Origin of the sequence: Micromonospora sp. WMMA1998, assembly GCF_027497375.1 — a bacterium.
GTDB classification, from domain to species: Bacteria; Actinomycetota; Actinomycetes; order Mycobacteriales; family Micromonosporaceae; genus Micromonospora; species Micromonospora sediminicola.
In genome coordinates this window covers 3,216,764-3,233,640 of the sequence record NZ_CP114911.1, presented here as the reverse complement: position 1 = coordinate 3,233,640, position 16,877 = coordinate 3,216,764, and the positions used below count along the sequence as shown (strand labels likewise).

The 16,877-nt window shown below is 72.3% G+C and carries 16 protein-coding genes; 8 read left to right on the top strand and 8 right to left on the bottom strand.

Annotated features, from left to right (window positions below; all coding sequences use genetic code 11):
- Entirely contained in the window at positions 1-888 is an 888-nt protein-coding gene (gene sucD, locus O7600_RS14410) for a succinate--CoA ligase subunit alpha (RefSeq protein WP_281587653.1), read from the top strand.
- 54 nt (positions 889-942) lie between these two features.
- Here sucD and O7600_RS14405 read toward each other — a convergent pair whose 3' ends face one another.
- Positions 943-1,212 (bottom strand): DUF4190 domain-containing protein, encoded by a 270-nt coding sequence (locus tag O7600_RS14405; protein WP_281587651.1) that lies wholly within the window; start codon positions 1,210-1,212, stop codon positions 943-945.
- 147 nt (positions 1,213-1,359) lie between these two features.
- On the opposite strand from O7600_RS14405, the gene O7600_RS14400 reads away from it, so the two are divergent.
- Positions 1,360-2,697, top strand: coding sequence for a DUF6350 family protein (locus tag O7600_RS14400; RefSeq protein ID WP_281594037.1), 1,338 nt, complete (start codon positions 1,360-1,362; stop codon positions 2,695-2,697).
- Between the two features lie 79 nt (positions 2,698-2,776).
- On the opposite strand, the gene O7600_RS14395 is transcribed toward O7600_RS14400, so the two are convergent.
- Positions 2,777-3,301, bottom strand: coding sequence for a DUF4190 domain-containing protein (locus tag O7600_RS14395; protein WP_281594036.1), 525 nt, complete (start codon positions 3,299-3,301; stop codon positions 2,777-2,779).
- A 148-nt stretch (positions 3,302-3,449) separates the two neighbouring features.
- On the opposite strand from O7600_RS14395, the gene purN reads away from it, so the two are divergent.
- The 3 genes from purN to O7600_RS14380 all read left to right on the top strand — a co-directional run bounded on the left by purN (position 3,450) and on the right by O7600_RS14380 (position 6,298).
- On the top strand, positions 3,450-4,070 hold the full coding sequence (gene purN, locus O7600_RS14390; protein WP_281594035.1) for a phosphoribosylglycinamide formyltransferase: 621 nt from the start codon (positions 3,450-3,452) through the stop codon (positions 4,068-4,070).
- The gene (gene purH, locus O7600_RS14385) at positions 4,067-5,635 is read left to right on the top strand and encodes a bifunctional phosphoribosylaminoimidazolecarboxamide formyltransferase/IMP cyclohydrolase (RefSeq protein WP_281594034.1); all 1,569 of its coding nucleotides are present in this window, start codon (positions 4,067-4,069) and stop codon (positions 5,633-5,635) included. The genes purN and purH overlap by 4 nt, the downstream gene beginning before the upstream one ends.
- A 267-nt stretch (positions 5,636-5,902) precedes the next feature.
- Positions 5,903-6,298, top strand: coding sequence for a hypothetical protein (locus tag O7600_RS14380; protein ID WP_281594033.1), 396 nt, complete (start codon positions 5,903-5,905; stop codon positions 6,296-6,298).
- 121 nt (positions 6,299-6,419) lie between these two features.
- On the opposite strand, the gene O7600_RS14375 is transcribed toward O7600_RS14380, so the two are convergent.
- From O7600_RS14375 to O7600_RS14355, 5 genes are all read right to left on the bottom strand, one after another.
- A complete protein-coding gene (locus O7600_RS14375; RefSeq protein ID WP_281594032.1) occupies positions 6,420-7,448 on the bottom strand; it encodes a dipeptide ABC transporter ATP-binding protein in 1,029 nt (342 codons plus the stop codon).
- Positions 7,432-8,469 (bottom strand): ABC transporter ATP-binding protein, encoded by a 1,038-nt coding sequence (locus O7600_RS14370; protein WP_281594031.1) that lies wholly within the window; start codon positions 8,467-8,469, stop codon positions 7,432-7,434. The genes O7600_RS14375 and O7600_RS14370 overlap by 17 nt, the downstream gene beginning before the upstream one ends.
- A gap of 7 nt (positions 8,470-8,476) precedes the next feature.
- The gene (locus tag O7600_RS14365) at positions 8,477-9,433 is read right to left on the bottom strand and encodes an ABC transporter permease (protein ID WP_281594030.1); all 957 of its coding nucleotides are present in this window, start codon (positions 9,431-9,433) and stop codon (positions 8,477-8,479) included.
- Complete coding sequence (locus tag O7600_RS14360) at positions 9,426-10,364, bottom strand: ABC transporter permease (protein WP_091570490.1); 939 nt, start codon at positions 10,362-10,364, stop codon at positions 9,426-9,428. Before O7600_RS14360 ends, O7600_RS14365 begins: the two co-directional genes overlap by 8 nt.
- A gap of 90 nt (positions 10,365-10,454) precedes the next feature.
- Positions 10,455-12,053, bottom strand: a complete 1,599-nt coding sequence (locus O7600_RS14355; protein WP_281594029.1) for an ABC transporter substrate-binding protein — start codon at positions 12,051-12,053, stop codon at positions 10,455-10,457.
- Between the two features lie 389 nt (positions 12,054-12,442).
- Here O7600_RS14355 and O7600_RS14350 point away from each other — a divergent pair, with 389 nt between their 5' ends.
- Together O7600_RS14350 and O7600_RS14345 are read left to right on the top strand one after the other, a co-directional pair.
- Positions 12,443-13,306, top strand: a complete 864-nt coding sequence (locus O7600_RS14350; protein ID WP_281594028.1) for a bifunctional methylenetetrahydrofolate dehydrogenase/methenyltetrahydrofolate cyclohydrolase — start codon at positions 12,443-12,445, stop codon at positions 13,304-13,306.
- Between the two features lie 99 nt (positions 13,307-13,405).
- The gene (locus O7600_RS14345; protein ID WP_281594027.1) at positions 13,406-14,356 is read left to right on the top strand and encodes a malate dehydrogenase; all 951 of its coding nucleotides are present in this window, start codon (positions 13,406-13,408) and stop codon (positions 14,354-14,356) included.
- A gap of 8 nt (positions 14,357-14,364) precedes the next feature.
- Here the strand turns inward: O7600_RS14345 and O7600_RS14340 are convergent, their stop codons facing one another.
- Positions 14,365-15,210, bottom strand: a complete 846-nt coding sequence (locus O7600_RS14340) for an MBL fold metallo-hydrolase (RefSeq protein ID WP_281594026.1) — start codon at positions 15,208-15,210, stop codon at positions 14,365-14,367.
- Between the two features lie 132 nt (positions 15,211-15,342).
- On the opposite strand from O7600_RS14340, the gene O7600_RS14335 reads away from it, so the two are divergent.
- Positions 15,343-16,560, top strand: coding sequence for an NADP-dependent isocitrate dehydrogenase (locus tag O7600_RS14335; protein ID WP_281594025.1), 1,218 nt, complete (start codon positions 15,343-15,345; stop codon positions 16,558-16,560).
- Positions 16,561-16,877 lie beyond the last annotated feature (317 nt).

Genomic DNA, 16,877 nt, shown 5'->3' with positions numbered 1-16,877 from the left:
ATGGCTATCTGGCTGACCAAGGACTCCAAGGTCATCGTGCAGGGGATGACCGGTTCCGAGGGTTCCAAGCACACCCGGCGGATGCTCGCCGCCGGCACCACCGTCGTCGGCGGCGTCAACCCGCGCAAGGCCGGCACCACCGTCGACTTCGACGGCACCGAGCTGCCCGTCTTCGCCTCCGTCGCGGACGCGATGAAGGAGACCGGGGCCGACGTCACGGTCATCTTCGTGCCGCCGCAGTTCACCAAGGCCGCCGTGGTCGAGGCGATCGACGCCGGCATCGACCTGGCCGTGGTGATCACCGAGGGCGTGCCGGTGCACGACACCGCCGCGTTCTGGGCGTACAACGTCGCCCAGGGCGAGCGGACCCGGATCATCGGCCCGAACTGCCCGGGCATCGCCTCGCCGGGCGCGTCCAACGCCGGCATCATCCCGGCCGACATCACCGGCTCCGGCCGGATCGGCCTGGTCAGCAAGAGCGGCACGCTGACCTACCAGATGATGTACGAGCTGCGCGACATCGGCTTCTCCACCTGCGTCGGCATCGGTGGTGACCCGATCATCGGCACCACCCACATCGACGCGCTGGCCGCCTTCGAGGCGGACCCGGAGACCGACGCCATCGTCATGATCGGTGAGATCGGCGGCGACGCCGAGGAGCGCGCGGCCGAGTTCATCAAGGCCAACGTCACCAAGCCGGTGGTCGGCTACATCGCCGGCTTCACCGCCCCGCCCGGCAAGACCATGGGTCACGCCGGCGCGATCATCTCCGGCTCGGCCGGCACCGCCGACGCGAAGAAGGCGGCGTTGGAGGCGGTCGGCGTCAAGGTCGGCAAGACCCCGACCGAGACCGCCGAGCTCATGCGGGAGATCATGTCGGGCCGCTGAGCGGTCGCACGACGTGCCGCGGGGGTCGACCGGGTCCGGTCGGCCCCCGCACGCTCAGCGGTACCAGTACGGGTAGTAGTAGCTGCCCCGGGCCCGCACGATGGCGCTGGCCACGATGTTGACGACGCCGAACGCGATGGCCAGCCAGCCGAGCACCGGTGACTTGCCGTTGCGCCGCGCGTCGCGGATGGACAACCAACCGAAGACGATGCCCAGGATGCCGCAGCAGAGCAGGCCGAGCACGATGCCGAGAACGCCCCAGAGCGTGGTCCGGTCCCGGCCGGCGGCCGGTGGCGGCGGTGGCGGCGGAAAGGGAGCGTTCACGGCTTCCTCCGAGCGGTCGGTGCCGCGACAGGAAAGGTCGCGTCTGAAGCCGAGGCTAGACGGATCACCACCGCCGATCCGGGGGTTCGGCGAACTCGCCGCGGTATCGGACTGCCGTCCTTCGTGCGGCGTGCCAGAGTAGACGCGATGTCACGTGTCACCCCTGACCAGCCCCGCCGCTCGGCCGCCGGTCCCGGCGCCGGTGCCCGGCCGCCCGGCCGTGCCCGCCCCGCCGTGCGGGTGCCCGCGCCCCGGGCGGGCGAGCCGTCCCGCAGCCGGGCGCCGCTGCCCGTCGCCGCCGGGGTGGCCGCGCTCTGGGCCGCGGTGACCTCCTGGCTGCCGGTCACCGTGGTGCTCGGCCTGGCCCAGCTCAGCGAGGACGCGGGCTCGCTCGGCGGCGCGGTCCGCGCCGGCCTCGCCGGCTGGCTGCTCGGGCACGGGGTGCCGCTGCAGACCGCGGCCGGGCCGCTCGGCCTGGCGCCGCTCGCGCTGGGCGCGCTCGTCGTCTGGCGGCTCACCCGCGCCGGGGTGCACGTCAGCCGCGCCGTCGGGGCCCGCGGCGGCGGCTCGCCCCGGCAGGCGCTCACCGTCGCGGTCGCCGTCGCCATCGGATACGCGCTGCTCGGCGCGATCGCGGCGATCGCCGTCGGCGCGGGCGGCCCGCGGGTCTCCCCGGTCACCGCCGCGCTCACGTTCGCCGCGTTCGCCGCCCCGGCCGCCCTGGTCGGCGCACTGCGCACCACCGGGGTGTGGGGGGTGCTGGCGCGGCGCTGCCCGCCGGCCGTGCGGAACGGGCTGCGCACCGGCCTGGTCGCGGCGCTGCTGCTGTGCGGCGCGGGCGCCGGCGCGGCCGGGCTGGCGGTGGCCACCGGCGGCGGCGACGCGGCCGACATGATCGGGGCCTACCGCACCGGGGTGGCCGGTCAGGCCGGCATCACGCTGGTCAGCCTCGCCTACGCGCCGAACGCCACCGCCTGGTCGGTCAGCTACCTGCTCGGCCCCGGGTTCGCCGTCGGCACGGACACCGCCGTGCGTACCAGCGAGGTGTCGGTCGGCGCGCTGCCGGCCGTACCACTGCTCGCCGGCCTGCCGCGCGGGCCGGTGGACGGGCTCGGGTCCGGGCTGCTCGCGGTGCCCGTGCTGGCCGCGATGGCGGCCGGCTGGCTGCTCGCCCGGAGGCTGCTGCGGGTGGCGGCCGAGGAGCGGGCCGAGGTCGGGTGGTCGGCGCTGCTGGTGCCGGCGGTGCTCGCCGGGCCGGTCGCCGGCGCGCTGCTGGGGCTGGTCGCGGAGGCCTCGGGCGGCCCGCTCGGCGGTGGTCGGCTCGCCGAGATCGGTCCGTCGCCCTGGCCGGTGGCCGGCGTGGCCACGTTGGTGATCGCCGTGGGCGCGGCGCTCGGCGCCGCCGCCACCCGCACCCTGACCCGTCCCGCCGCCCCGCCGTCCCGCCCGGCGCCCCCGCCCCGCGCCACCCCCGCCGCCCGCTGACCCCACCCGTCCGGGAGGCGGGCCGGGAACGCGCGAGGGGGCGCCCGGCGGTCGCCGGACGCCCCCTGCACGGAGCCGGTCAGGAACCGAAGTTGCCCATGTTGATCGCGGCGCCGGCGATGGCGCTGATGATGCCGACGACCACACCGACACCACCGCAGATCAGGGCGGCCTTGGCCTGGCCCGGGTTGCTGGCCTCGCCCGCCTGGACCTTCTTCTGACCCATCACGCCGAGCACGATGCCGACGATGCCGGCCGGCACACCCAGCAGCGGGCAGCACAGGCCGAGCACGATCGAGGCGATGCCGACGATCATGCCGATGAGGCCCATGGTGTTGTTCTGCCCCTGCCCCTGGCCCGGGCCGGTGGGGTAGCCGGCGGCCGGGTACTGCGGCGCGGCGCCGTACGGCTGCTGCTGCTGCGCGTACGGGTCCTGCCCGTAGGGCTGGCCGGAGGTGGGCTGGCCGTAGGGCTGACCCGAGGTCGGCTGCTGCCCGTACTGCGGCGCCTGCGGCGGCTGGGCGTACGGGTCGTGCGGCTGGGCGGTCGGGTCCTGGTTCGGCTGCTGGCCGTACGGGTCCTGACCGGGGTATCCGGGCTGCATCGAGGTGCTCCTCTAACTGGGGGTCCAAGGTCGGGTGCGCACGGCACCGGGCGACGGCAGCGTATCGTGTCGCCGCCATCGGGGAGATCACCAGCGGCGCGCCCGCCCGCGGACGGGACGCCCGGAGGGCACCGATAGGGTTGTCCGCGTGACCGAGCCCGCGTCCGTCGCCCGCCTCGTCGTCCTCGTCTCCGGTTCCGGCAGCAACCTCCAGGCGCTGCTGGACGCCGCCGCCGACCCCGGATACGGGGCCCGGGTGGTGGCCGTGGGCGCCGACCGGGACGGCATCGCCGGCCTGGACCGGGCCGCCGCGGCCGGCGTGCCGGCCTTCGTCGAGCGGCTCAAGGACCACCCGACCCGGGCCGACTGGGACAAGGCCCTCACCGCCCGCGTCGCCGAGCACCGACCCGACCTGGTCATCAGCGCGGGTTTCCTGAAGCTGGTCGGGCCGGAGTTCCTCACCGCGTTCGGCGACCGCTACCTGAACACGCACAACACGCTGCTGCCGGCGTTCCCCGGCATCCACGGCCCCCGCGACGCGCTGGCGTACGGCGTGAAGGTCACCGGGGCCACGTTGTTCTTCGTCGACGCCGGGATGGACACCGGCCCGATCGTCGCCCAGGTCGCCGTTCCGGTGCTCGACGACGACGACGAGGAGACGCTCACCGAGCGCATCAAGTCCGCCGAGCGCCGCCAGCTCGTCGAGCAGGTCGGCCGCCTGGTCCGTGAAGGTTGGACGATCACCGGCAGAAAGGTCACCATCCCGTGAGCACCACTCAGGACGCCCGCCCGATCCGGCGTGCGCTGGTCAGCGTCTACGACAAGACCGGCCTGGTCGAGCTGGCCCGGGCCCTGCACGAGGCGGGCGTGGAGATCGTCTCGACCGGCAGCACCGCGTCGACGATCGCCGGCGCGGGCGTGCCGGTGACGCCGGTCGAGCAGGTCACCGGCTTCCCGGAGATCCTCGACGGGCGGGTCAAGACCCTGCACCCGAAGATCCACGGTGGCCTCCTCGCCGACCTGCGCAAGGACGCGCACGCCGCGCAGCTCGACGAGCACGGCATCGCCGGGGTCGACCTGCTGGTCTCCAACCTCTACCCGTTCCAGGCCACCGTCGCCTCCGGCGCCGACCTCGACGAGTGCGTCGAGCAGATCGACATCGGCGGGCCGGCCATGGTCCGGGCCGCCGCGAAGAACCACGCCTCGGTGGCGGTGGTGACCGACCCGGCCGCGTACCCGGCGGTGCTCGCCGCGCTCGCCGACGGCGGCTTCACCCTGGCCCAGCGGCGCGCGCTCGCCGCCCGCGCGTTCGCCGACATCGCCGACTACGACGTGGCCGTGGCCGACTGGTTCGCCTCCACCGTGGCCCCGGCGGAGGACGGGTGGCCGCGGTTCGCCGGGCTGGCGCTGCGTCGCCAGGCCGTGCTGCGCTACGGCGAGAACCCGCACCAGACGGCGGCCCTCTACACCGACCCGGGCGCGCCGGCCGGCCTGGCCCAGGCCGAGCAGCTGCACGGCAAGGAGATGTCCTACAACAACTACGTGGACGCGGACGCCGCCTGGCGGGCCGCGCACGACTTCCCCGACCAGCCCGCGGTGGCGATCATCAAGCACGCCAACCCGTGCGGCATCGCGGTCGGCGCGGACGTGGCCGAGGCGCACCGCAGGGCGCACGCCTGCGACCCGGTCTCCGCCTTCGGCGGGGTGATCGCGGTGAACCGGCCGGTGAGCGTGGAGCTGGCCGGGCAGGTCGCGGAGATCTTCACCGAGGTGCTGGTGGCGCCCGGCTACGACGACGGCGCGCTGGAGCTGCTGCGGGCCAAGAAGAACATCCGGCTGCTGCGGGCCCCCGCGTTCGCCCCCCGGCCGGCCGAGTGGCGGCAGGTCGGCGGTGGCGTGCTGGTGCAGATGCGGGACGGGGTCGACGCTCCCGGCGACGACCCGGCCAACTGGACGCTGGCCACCGGCGACGCGGCCGACGAGGCCACGCTGCGCGACCTGGCGTTCGCCTGGCGGGCGGTACGCGCGGTGAAGAGCAACGCCATCCTGCTGGCCCGCGACGGCGCCACCGTCGGCGTCGGGATGGGCCAGGTCAACCGGGTCGACTCGGCGCGGCTGGCGGTCAGCCGGGCCGGCGACGAGCGGGCGCGGGGCTCGGTCTGCGCCTCGGACGCGTTCTTCCCGTTCGCCGACGGGCCGAAGATCCTCATCGACGCGGGCGTCCGGGCGATCGTGCAGCCCGGCGGGTCGATCCGCGACGAGGAGACCATCGCGGCCTGCAAGGAGGCCGGCGTGACCATGTACCTGACCGGCACCCGGCACTTCTTCCACTAGGTCTGTTCCGCCCGGTCACCATGCGTGACCTCCGCAGAAGAAGCAACCAGTTCCGAGCGGTATGCCTCAGAGGCATAATTATGACTCTGAGGCATACCGCTTCGAGCACTTCGATGTCGCCGGCCCCGACACGCCGGAAAGCCGGTGGTGGAACACCGGAACCGCGCCGGCCGTGTGCCGTTGCCGGCCGCCGAGGGCGGTTGCTAGCGTGTGCCCGGCGACGATCGATCGACCGTCGCCACTGTCCGTGAGCCCGGCAGGTGTGCCATGCGTGTGCGCGACCGGTTGACCGCCGTCGTCGTCACGCTGGCGCTCGTCCTGGCCGCGCTCGGCTCCGCCGCCGCCCTGCCCGCCGCCGGTCCGTCCGCCGCCGGTCCGTCCGCCGCCGGTCCGTCCGCCGCCGTACCCGCCTCGGGGTGCCGGGCCGGGCCGGGCCCGGCCGCGTACCCGCGACGGTGGTGCGTGGAGCTCTCCGGCGGGTGGTGGGGTGACCGGCGTGGCGGTCCCGCCTACGGCGACGGGCCGGACGAACCGCTCCCGGCCGCGCCCCCGAGCGTCGCCGGCCCGGTCGTGGCGGCGCGACTCGCGCCGGGGCGCCGGCCCCCGCCCGTGCCGCTGCCGGCGCGTGGCGCGCTGGCGGCGCGGGCGCCGCCCACCGCCTGAGTCGCGCCGCAGACCCGTCGCGTCGACCCGGCGGTTCCGCCGCGCGCTGCCGTCGCCCACGGGCGCGCCTCACATACGTCCCGCTGTGGCCCCGCCCCTCCTTCCTCCGGGGGACGGGGCCTCAGACGTCCGGGCGTACCTCGGCGAAGTGACAGGCGCTGGGGTGCGGGTCCGCGGCCCGGGGCACCGTCTGCGGGTCCTGGGTGGCGCAGACCTCCTCCGCCTTCCAGCACCGCGTGCGGAACCGGCAGCCCGACGGCGGGTCGGCCGGACTCGGCACGTCCCCGCTGAGCCGGATGATGCTCCGCTCCCCGCGGGCCTCCGGGTCGGGCACCGGCACCGCCGAGAGCAACGCCTGGGTGTACGGGTGGGTGGCCCGCTGGTAGATCTGCTCCTCGGTGCCGATCTCGACGATCCGGCCCAGGTACATGACCGCCACCCGGTCGGAGATGTGCCGGACCACCGACAGGTCGTGGGCGATGAAGATGTACGAGAGCCCGAACTCGTCCTGGAGCTGCTCCAGCAGGTTGATCACCTGGGCCTGGATGGAGACGTCCAGGGCCGACACCGGTTCGTCGCACACGATGATCTCGGGCCGCAGGGCGAGCGCGCGGGCGATGCCGATGCGCTGCCGCTGACCGCCGGAGAACTGGTGCGGATAGCGGTTCAGGTGCTCCGGGTTGAGCCCGACCACGTCCAGCAGCTCCCGGACCCGCTGCCGCCGGCTGCCCTTCGGGGCGGCCTCCGGGTGGATCGCGAACGGCTCGCCGATGATGTCGCCCACCGTCATCCTCGGGTTCAGCGAGGTGTACGGGTCCTGCATCACCATCTGCATGTTCCGGCGCAGCCGACGCAGCTCCGACCCGGACGCCCGGAACAGGTCCTTCCCCTCCAACGTGGCCCGGCCGGAGGTCGGCGTCTCCAAGCGCATCAGCAGCCGGGCCAGGGTCGACTTGCCGCAGCCGGACTCGCCGACCACCCCGAGCGTCTCGCCGCGGCGCAGCTCGAAGCTCACCCCGTCGACCGCCCGGATCGCGCCGATCTGCCGCTTGAACAGCACTCCCTGGGTGATCGGGAAGTGCTTCACCAGGTCGTCGACGGCGAGCACGGTCTCGCCCCGCACCTTGGTGGAGTCAGTCGACGCGGTCATCGTGGACCTCCTGCGCGAAGTGGCACGCGCTGGTCCGGCCGTCGCCGAGCACGAGGTCGTGCGGCACCTCGTCGACACAGACCTGCTGCGCGTACGGGCAGCGGGGGTGGAACGGGCAGCCGGACGGGATCCGCATCAGGTTCGGCGGCAGCCCTCGGATCGTGGACAGCGCCCGGCCGCGCACGTCGAGCCGGGGGATCGACTCCAGCAACCCCTTCGTGTACGGGTGGGCCGGCGCCCGGTACAGCGAGCGGACGTCGGCGTGCTCGACGATCCGGCCGGCGTACATGACCGCGATCCGGTCCGCCACGCCGGCGACCACGCCGAGGTCGTGGGTGATCAGGATGAGCGCCATGCCCAGGTCGCGCCGCAGGTCGGCCAGGAGGTCCATGATCTGGGCCTGCACGGTGACGTCGAGCGCGGTGGTGGGCTCGTCGGCGATCAGCACCTTGGGGTCCAGCGCCAGCGCCATGGCGATCATGACGCGTTGCCGCATGCCGCCGGAGAACTGGTGCGGGTAGTCGCCCAGCCGGTTCGCCGCGGCCGGGATGCGGACCAGGTCCATCAGCTCGACCGCGCGTCGGCGCGCGTCGGCGCGGGACAGCCCGGCCCGCTCGCGCAGCGACTCACCGATCTGCCAGCCGACCGGGAAGACCGGGTTCAACGCCGACAGTGCGTCCTGGAAGATCATCGCGATCTCCGTGCCGCGTACCTGCCGGCGCTCCTCCTCGGAGCGGGTGAGCAGGTCCCGCCCCTGGTAGAGGATCTGACCACCGCGTACGTGCGCCGGTGGGGTGTCCAGGATGCCCATGATCGCCTGGGCGGTGACCGACTTGCCGGAGCCCGACTCGCCGAGCACGGCCAGTGTCTCGCCGGCGTCCAGGTGATAGGTCACCCCGTTGATCACCCGGGCCACGCCCTCACGGGTGCGGAACTCGACGTGCAGGTCCCGTACCTCCAGCAGGTGCCCGCCGGGTGGGGTGGGGGAGGCCGGCGTGGGCCGGACCGCGTTCTGCGTCATGAGAGGGTCACCGGAGCTTCGGGTCGAAGGCGTCGCGGACCGCGTCGCCGAGCATGATGAAGGCGAGCACGGTCAGCGCGAGGAAGACCGACGGCACGATCAGCGGGGTCGACGACTCCCGCATGTGCACCCGTCCGGCGTCGATGTCGATGCCCCAGGAGATGGTGGGCGCCTTCAGGCCGATGCCGAGGAAGCTCAGCGTCGCCTCGGCCGCGATGAACGAGCCGAGCGCGATGGTGAGCACCACGATGGCCGGGGCGAGCGCGTTCGGCAGGATGTGCCGCCACATGATCCGGCCGTTGCCGGCCCCGAGCATCCGGGCGGCGGCCACGTAGTCCTGCTCCCGGGCGGTGATGACCGAGGAACGCACCACCCGGGCCGCGGTGGTCCAGCCGAGCAGCGCCAACACGAGGATGACCGCGAAGAGCCGGACCGTCTCGCCGCTGGTGCTCACCCGCTTGAGCAGCACGATCGCGGCCAGCAGCAGCGGGATGCCGAGCACGATGTCGATCACCCGGGAGAGCACCGCGTCGACCCACCCGCCGAAGAAGCCGGCGAGCATGCCGACGACCAGCGCGATCACGCCGGTGATCAGCGCGGAGAACGCGCCCACCAGCAGCGAGGCCCGGGTGCCGTAGACCGCCCGGGCGAATGTGTCGCAGCCCTGGAAGTCGTACCCGAAGATGGCCCCGCCGGACGGTCCGGCGTGCTGCCGGGAGAGCACGCAGTCGCGCGGGTCGTTCGCGGTGAACAGCCCGGGGAAGGCGGCCATCGCGGCGACCAGCACGACCAGCAGCAGGCTGATCCAGAAGACCGGGTTGCGGCGCAGGTCCCGCCAGGCGTCGCCGGCCAGGCTGCGCGACCGTCCCGGCCGGCCGGGACGGTCGGGGGTGCCGGGCTCGCCGGAGACGCCCCGCCGCGCCGACTGGTCCTCCGTCGCCGCCACGGTCTCGAAATCACTCATAGCGGATCCTCGGGTCGAGTACGGCGTAGAGCACGTCCACCACCAGGTTGGACAGCAGGTAGACGACGACGAGCACGCTGACGATGCCCACCACCAGCGGGCCGTCCTCGGTGCGGATGCCGCGGAACAGGTTGAAGCCGACGCCGGGAATGTTGAACACGCCCTCGGTGATGATCGCGCCGCTCATCAGGTTGCCCAGTTCCACGCCGAGGAAGGTGACCACCGGGATGAGCGAGTTGCGCAGCACGTGCACGCCGACGATCCGCCGCCGGACCAGGCCCTTCGCGCGGGCGGTGCGGACGTAGTCGGCGCGCAGGTTCTCGGTGACCGAGGTCCGGGTCAGCCGCAGCGCGGTGGCCAGCGAGAGCGAGCCGAGCACGATGCCGGGCAGCAGCAGCGCCCAGAAGGAGGGCTGGGCGCCGGCGGTGGGCGGGAAGATCGGCCAGCGTACGCCGAGGAAGTACTGCGCCAGCGGGGCGAGCACGATGGTCGGGATGCCGAGCACCAGCAGCGTCAGCACCAGCGTGGCGTGGTCGAAGACACCGGCGCGCCGGATGGCCGCGAGCACGCCCGCGGTGACCCCGAAGATCACGGTCACGGCCAGCGCGATCAGCGCCAGCTTCACGGTGACCGGCCAGGCGGCGGCGAGGATGTCACTGATCTGCCGCCCGGTCAGCGACTGGCCGAGGTCGCCCCGGACCAGGCCGCCGAGGTAGTTGACGTAGCGGTAGAAGAAGCCGCCGACGCCGGTCGCGTCCAGGTGGTACTTCTCGGTCAGGTAGGCCCGCTGGGCCGCGGTGACCGGCCGCTCCCCGGCGAGCGCCTGGATCGGGTCACCCTGCCCGGCGAACATCAGCGCGTAGACGATCAGCGTGGTCCCGAAGAAGGCGAGGACCATCTGGAGCAGCCGCCGCAGGATGAACCGGAACATGCTGGCAAGTCTGCCGAAACGGGGCGAACTAGGTGCCAATGCGAGGGCCGGGCCACCCGGTGGGGGTGGCCCGGCCCTCGACGGGGTGGGTCAGGCGCGCTCGATCTTCAGCAGGTCGACCCGGTCGAAGAGGTCCACGTGGACGTTCTTGACCTTGGTGGAGTGGCCGAAGTTGTTCTGCCCGTACCGCAGCGGGATCACCGGCATGTCCTGCGCGAGCAGGTCCTCCGCCGCCTGGTACTTCTTGATCGCCTCGTCCTCGGTCGCCGCCCGGGCGCCCTCGGCGAGGAGCTTGTCGAACTCCGGGTTGCTGTAGCCGTAGTAGTTCGACGAGCCGTTGGTGCTGTACAGCGGGCCCAGGTAGTTCTCCATGGACGGGTAGTCCATCACCCAGCCCATCCGGAACAGGCCGACCGACTGCTTCTGCTTGAGCTTGGTCAGCAGGTCCGCGAACTTCGGCTCGGCGTTGCCGACGCACTCCACGCCCAGGTTGGCCTTCAGCTGGTTGCAGGTGGCGTCGATCCAGTCCTTGTGGCCGCCGTCGCCGTTGTAGGACAGCTCGATCTTCTTCGGGCCGCCCGCGGCCTCGTACATGGCCTTGGCCTTGGCCGGGTCGAACGCGCCGGTGGCGCCGATGGTGTTCTCCCGGTAGCCGGCGACCACCGGGGAGACGAACGAGCGGGCCGGCTGCTGCGAGTCCTTGAAGATCGACTTGGTGATCTCGTCCCGGTCGATCGCCATCGAGATGGCCTTGCGCACCTCGGGCTTGCTGAACTCCTTCTGGAACGTCGGGAAGGCCAGCACCTGGAGCGACGACGCCGGGCTCTGCTGGAACCGGTCACCGAGGTCGGTGGCGGCGGTCGACAGGTTCTCGGTCGGGATCGTCTTGATCACGTCGAGGTTGTCCGACAGCACGTCCGCGTACGCGGCGGTCGGCTGCTGGTAGATCCGGAACTCGACGCCGCCGACCTTGGGCTGCTGGCCCGGGAAGGCGTCGTACTTCTCCACCTCGACCTTGGCGTCGTGCTGCCAGGTGCCCTTCATCTTGAACGGGCCCTGGCCGATCGGCGCCTGCTCGTACCCCTCGGCCAGCACGCCGGGCGCGGAGAAGGCCGCCTTGGGCAGCGGGTAGAAGGCGGTGTAGCCGAGCATGGTCTTGAAGTCCACGTACGGCTCGGTGAGCGTCACGGTGAAGGTCAGGTCGTCGACCTTCTTCAGGCCGCTCAGCGTCTGGGCCTTCGGCTTCTCGCCCTGGAGGTCCGCGTAGCCGGCGACCTTCTCGAAGAAGTAGCTCGAGTTCTGGCCGTTCGGGGCGTACGCGCCGTAGTTCCACGCGTCCAGGTAGTTGTCGGCGGTGACCTTCTCGCCGTTGTGGAACGTGTAGCCGGGCTTCAGCTTGATCGTCCAGACCTTGTTGTCCGACGACGTCACCGACTCGGCCGCCACCTCGTGCGGCTTGTTCGCCTCGTCGTAGTCGACCAGCGGGCTGAACAGGGCCGACAGGACCTGGGAGCCGCTCGTCTCGTTGGTGTTGGTCGGCACCAGGTGCTGCGGCTCGGCGATCTCGATCCGCACGGCCGCATCGGGGTCGCCTGCGCCACCGCTGCCGCCGCCCGAGCCGCAGGCCGCCAGGCCCAGCGTCACCGCGAGCGGGAGAGCGGTCCAGGCCGCGAGCCTACGAACACGCATGGAGTCTCCTCATCTCCTCACGCTGCGCTGTCGTCCCGACGCTGGGTGACTCTGCGCAACGAGCCGTAACGGTAGGTCGCGAGGCGGCGACTCGACAACGTGTGCGTTGCGGAGCGGTAACGATGCGTGCCTCCCGGCCTTGTCGCTGCGGCTCCCGCCTGCTAGCTCCGGCCCTCTGAGCGGCATCTTTTCGGAGATGTGCGGCCGGCTCGGGTGTGGGTGGCCCGGATTGAGTGCGCTGTCACGGGCGTCCGGTCCGTCCCGCTCCGGGATCGCCCGTCCTTTTTCTCGGGCCCTACCGGTGACGCTGCGTGACTTAACGCACGTAGCGGAGCGTCATCGTCGCCCGTCGTCGTCCGGTCCGACCACCGACGTGAGACGATCACGGCGTGACGGCGACGATCCTGGACGGCAAGGCCACGGCGGCGGAGATCAAGGACGAGTTGCGGGAGCGGGTCAAGGCGCTCGCCGAGCGCGGCATCACCCCCGGGCTCGGCACCGTGCTGGTCGGGGAGGACGCCGGCTCCCAGGCGTACGTCAACGGCAAGCACCGCGACTGCGCGGAGGTCGGCATCGCCTCGCTCCGCGTCACGCTGCCGGCCGACGCCGGCCAGGAGCGCCTCGACGCGGCGCTGGCCGAGCTGAACGCCGACCCGGCCTGCCACGGCTACATCGTCCAGCTCCCGCTCCCGAGCCACCTGGACACCCAGCGGGCGCTGGAGTCGATCGACCCGGACAAGGACGCCGACGGCCTGCACCCGGTCAACCTCGGTCGACTCGTGCTCGGCTACGACGCCCCGCTGCCCTGCACCCCGCGCGGCATCGTGGAGCTGCTGCGCCGGCACGACGTCCCGCTGCGCGGCGCGAACGTCGCCGTCGTCGGCCGGGGCAACACGGTCGGCCGCCCGCTGGGCCTGCTGCTGACCCGGCGCAGCGAGAACGCCACCGTGACGCTCTGCCACACCGGCACGCTCGACCTGGCCGCGCACACCCGGGCCGCCGACATCGTGATCGTCGCCGCCGGGGTGCCGGGGCTGCTCACCGCCGACATGGTCACCCCCGGCGCGACGGTGGTGGACGTCGGCATCACCCGGGTGATCGGCGAGGACGGCAAGGGGCGCTACACCGGCGACGTCGACCCGGAGGTGGTCGAGGTGGCCGGCCGGCTGGTGCCGATGCCGGGCGGCGTCGGCCCGATGACCCGCGCCATGCTGCTGACCAACGTGGTCGAGCGGGCCGAGCAAACGGGCTGACCACCCAGGCAGGTCATAACCGTCCGCCCCTGGCCCGATCGGTGCCAGGATGGCTGATACGGTCCGGAAAACCGACTGGTATCAGGGAGTGGGACGACCATGGGTAAGAAGGTCACTGTCGTCGGCGCCGGCTTCTACGGCTCGACCACCGCACAGCGCCTGGCCGAATACGACGTCTTCGACACCGTCGTGATCACCGACATCGTGGAGGGCAAGCCGGCTGGTCTCGCGCTCGACCTCAACCAGTCCCGCGCGGTCGAAGGCTTCGAGACCACTGTCGTCGGCGTCACCACCGGCCCGAACGGCGAGGGCTACGAGGCCATCGAGGGCTCGGACGTCGTCGTCATCACCGCCGGCCTGCCGCGCAAGCCGGGCATGAGCCGGATGGACCTGCTGGAGACCAACGCCAAGATCGTCCGGCAGGTGGCCGAGAACGTCGCCAAGTACGCCCCCAACGCCGTCGTCATCGTGGTGTCGAACCCGCTCGACGAGATGACCGCGCTGGCCCAGCTCGCCACCCAGTTCCCGAAGAACCGGGTGCTCGGCCAGGCCGGCATGCTGGACACCGCCCGGTTCACCAACTTCGTCGCCGAGGCGCTGAGCGTACCGGTGAAGTCGGTGCGGACCCTGACCCTGGGCTCGCACGGCGACACCATGGTCCCGGTCCCGTCCAAGAGCACGGTGAACGGCAAGCCGCTGCGCGACGTCATGCCGGCCGAGCAGATCGAGGAGCTGGTCGTCAAGACCCGCAACGGTGGCGCCGAGGTCGTCGCGCTGCTCAAGACCGGTTCGGCCTACTACGCGCCGTCCGCCGCCGCGGCCCGGATGGCGAAGGCCGTGGCCGAGGACTCCGGCGAGGTCATGCCGGTCTGCGCCTGGGTCGACGGCGAGTACGGCATCGCCGGCGTCTACCTGGGTGTCGAGGCGGAGATCGGCGCCGAGGGTGTGAAGCGGGTCGTCGAGACCGACCTGGACGCCGACGAGCTGGCCGCCCTCAAGGAGGCCGCCGAGGCCGTCCGCGCCAAGCAGGGCGACGTCGCCTCCATGTGACCCGAGCATCACCCCGGAAGGGGCGGCCGGCATCCGCCGACCGCCCCTTCCCCCTGTCCACCCCACCCGCCGGCGGGGTGGGGGGTGAAGGGCGTGGGGAGGTGGGGGGTGGCCAGAAGGACGGGGGAGAGGGTGCGCAGGGTGGACTCGCGGGAGGCGCGCGCCCTGGGCGGGTCCTCCTCGTGGGCGTAGGGAAGGGACGGGTCGACCAGCTGGATCGAGTGCACCAGCAGGTCGCCGGTGACCAGGAGACGGTCGTCGCCGTGCTCCACCAGCACCGACTGGTGGCCGGGGGTGTGGCCGGGCGTGCTCAGCACGCGTACCCCGGGGGTCAGTCGGGTCTCGCCGTCGAGCACCCGCAGCCGGCCGGCGGCGCGCAACGGCCCCAGTAGCCGGGCCGGCAGGTCCGGGTGGAACAGCTCCAGCGCGTCCAGCTCCGCGCGCTGGACCAGATGGTCCGCGTTTCCGAAGAGCGGACCGGCCCAGCCGACGTGGTCGCTGTGCAGGTGGGTGAGCACGACCGTGCGCACGTCCGCCGGGTCGATGCCGGCGGCGGTCAGCTCGGCGGGCAGCCGGCCCGGCACCGGCGCCCAGCTCGCGGCGAGCGCGTCCGCCGGGCCGATGCCGGCGTCGACCAGGGTGACCGGGCCGTCCCCGGCGCGCAGCGCGAACGCGCGGAACGGCAGCCACCAGCCGCCGTCCGGGCCGACGGCGCCCGGGTCCCGCCGGTCCGCCTCGCGCCACTGGGCGTCGGTGGCGCCCGGGAACGCCTCCTCGCGGGGCTGGAAGAAGGGACCCGCGCCGTCGAGCAGTGCGGTGACCGTGATAGACCCGACCGTGTGCGTCAGCGGCATCCGGGAAGGATGCCATCGCGACCCGTTCCGGGCGATCCCGTTTCCCGGGGTGAGGCCGGCTGGGGCGCCCCGGTCAGTTTGCAGTACGCTCGTACTGCTTGAGCACGTGTCCCCCGAGAGGAGCGCCGGCCGATGGCGAAGATCAAGGTAAACAACCCGGTCGTGGAGATCGACGGCGACGAGATGACCCGGATCATCTGGAAGCAGATCCGGGAGCAGCTGATCCTGCCCTACCTCGACGTCGACCTGCACTACTACGACCTGTCGATCCAGCACCGTGACGCCACCGACGACCAGGTGACCGTCGACGCCGCCAACGCCATCAAGGAGCACGGCGTCGGCGTCAAGTGCGCCACCATCACCCCGGACGAGGCCCGGGTGGAGGAGTTCGGCCTGAAGAAGATGTGGCGGTCGCCGAACGGCACCATCCGCAACATCCTCGGCGGCGTGGTCTTCCGCGAGCCGATCATCATGTCGAACGTGCCGCGGCTCGTCCCGGGCTGGACCAAGCCGATCATCATCGGCCGGCACGCGCACGGCGACCAGTACAAGGCCACCGACTTCGTCGTCCCCGGCCCGGGCAAGGTCACCATCACCTACACGCCGGCCGACGGCGGCGCGCCGATGGAGATGGAGGTCGCCAACTTCCCGGGCGGCGGCATCGCCATGGGCATGTACAACTACGACGAGTCGATCCGGGACTTCGCCCGCGCCTCGTTCCGGTACGGCCTGGACCGCAACTACCCGGTCTACATGTCGACCAAGAACACCATCCTCAAGGCGTACGACGGCCGGTTCAAGGACATCTTCGCCGAGGTGTTCGAGAGCGAGTTCAAGGCCGAGTTCGACGCCGCCGGCCTGACCTACGAGCACCGGCTCATCGACGACATGGTCGCCGCCGCGCTCAAGTGGGAGGGCGGGTACGTCTGGGCGTGCAAGAACTACGACGGCGACGTGCAGTCCGACACCGTCGCGCAGGGCTTCGGCTCGCTCGGCCTGATGACCTCGGTGCTGCTCTCCCCGGACGGCCGCACCGTCGAGGCCGAGGCCGCCCACGGCACGGTCACCCGGCACTACCGGCAGTACCAGAAGGGCGAGAAGACCTCGACCAACCCGATCGCCTCGATCTACGCCTGGACCCGGGGCCTGGCCCACCGGGGCAAGCTGGACGGCACCCCGGCGGTCACCGAGTTCGCCAACACGCTGGAGCAGGTCATCGTGGAGACCGTCGAGGGCGGTCAGATGACCAAGGACCTCGCGCTGCTCATCTCGCGGGACGCCCCGTGGCTGACCACCGACGAGTTCATGAACGCGCTCGACGAGAACCTGGCCCGCAAGCTCTCCGCCTGACGTGCAAGGAAGGGCCCCTTCTTAACGCCTGGCGTTGTAGAAGGGGCCCTTCTTAACACCTCAGGGCCAGGCGCGTCGGCCCGGCGACACCCGACCTGCGTGACTTCGGTCGGTGCGACCTCGTTGACCCTGGTGGACGAGATGCCAGTCGCGTCCGGGAAGGTCGGCCGCGGTCGCGCGCCGACCAGCCGACCTTCGTGGCTGCTGAGCGCAGCCAGCCGTCCCTTCCCTGCGGGGGGTCCTGTCCCGGGCCCCCCGCGTCCTCATGTCTCGCGCCGGTGGTTAAGAAGGGGCCCTTCCTCTACCGCAGGCGTTAA

Coding starts and splice junctions, on each gene's coding strand:
- sucD (WP_281587653.1), top strand. CDS start 1: ATGGCTATCTGGCTGACCAAGGACTCCAAGGTCATCGTGCAGGGGATG.
- O7600_RS14400 (WP_281594037.1), top strand. CDS start 1,360: ATGTCACGTGTCACCCCTGACCAGCCCCGCCGCTCGGCCGCCGGTCCC.
- O7600_RS14395 (WP_281594036.1), bottom strand. CDS start 3,301: ATGCAGCCCGGATACCCCGGTCAGGACCCGTACGGCCAGCAGCCGAAC.
- O7600_RS14380 (WP_281594033.1), top strand. CDS start 5,903: ATGCGTGTGCGCGACCGGTTGACCGCCGTCGTCGTCACGCTGGCGCTC.
- O7600_RS14375 (WP_281594032.1), bottom strand. CDS start 7,448: ATGACCGCGTCGACTGACTCCACCAAGGTGCGGGGCGAGACCGTGCTC.
- O7600_RS14370 (WP_281594031.1), bottom strand. CDS start 8,469: ATGACGCAGAACGCGGTCCGGCCCACGCCGGCCTCCCCCACCCCACCC.
- O7600_RS14365 (WP_281594030.1), bottom strand. CDS start 9,433: ATGAGTGATTTCGAGACCGTGGCGGCGACGGAGGACCAGTCGGCGCGG.
- O7600_RS14360 (WP_091570490.1), bottom strand. CDS start 10,364: ATGTTCCGGTTCATCCTGCGGCGGCTGCTCCAGATGGTCCTCGCCTTC.
- O7600_RS14355 (WP_281594029.1), bottom strand. CDS start 12,053: ATGCGTGTTCGTAGGCTCGCGGCCTGGACCGCTCTCCCGCTCGCGGTG.
- O7600_RS14345 (WP_281594027.1), top strand. CDS start 13,406: ATGGGTAAGAAGGTCACTGTCGTCGGCGCCGGCTTCTACGGCTCGACC.
- O7600_RS14340 (WP_281594026.1), bottom strand. CDS start 15,210: ATGCCGCTGACGCACACGGTCGGGTCTATCACGGTCACCGCACTGCTC.
- O7600_RS14335 (WP_281594025.1), top strand. CDS start 15,343: ATGGCGAAGATCAAGGTAAACAACCCGGTCGTGGAGATCGACGGCGAC.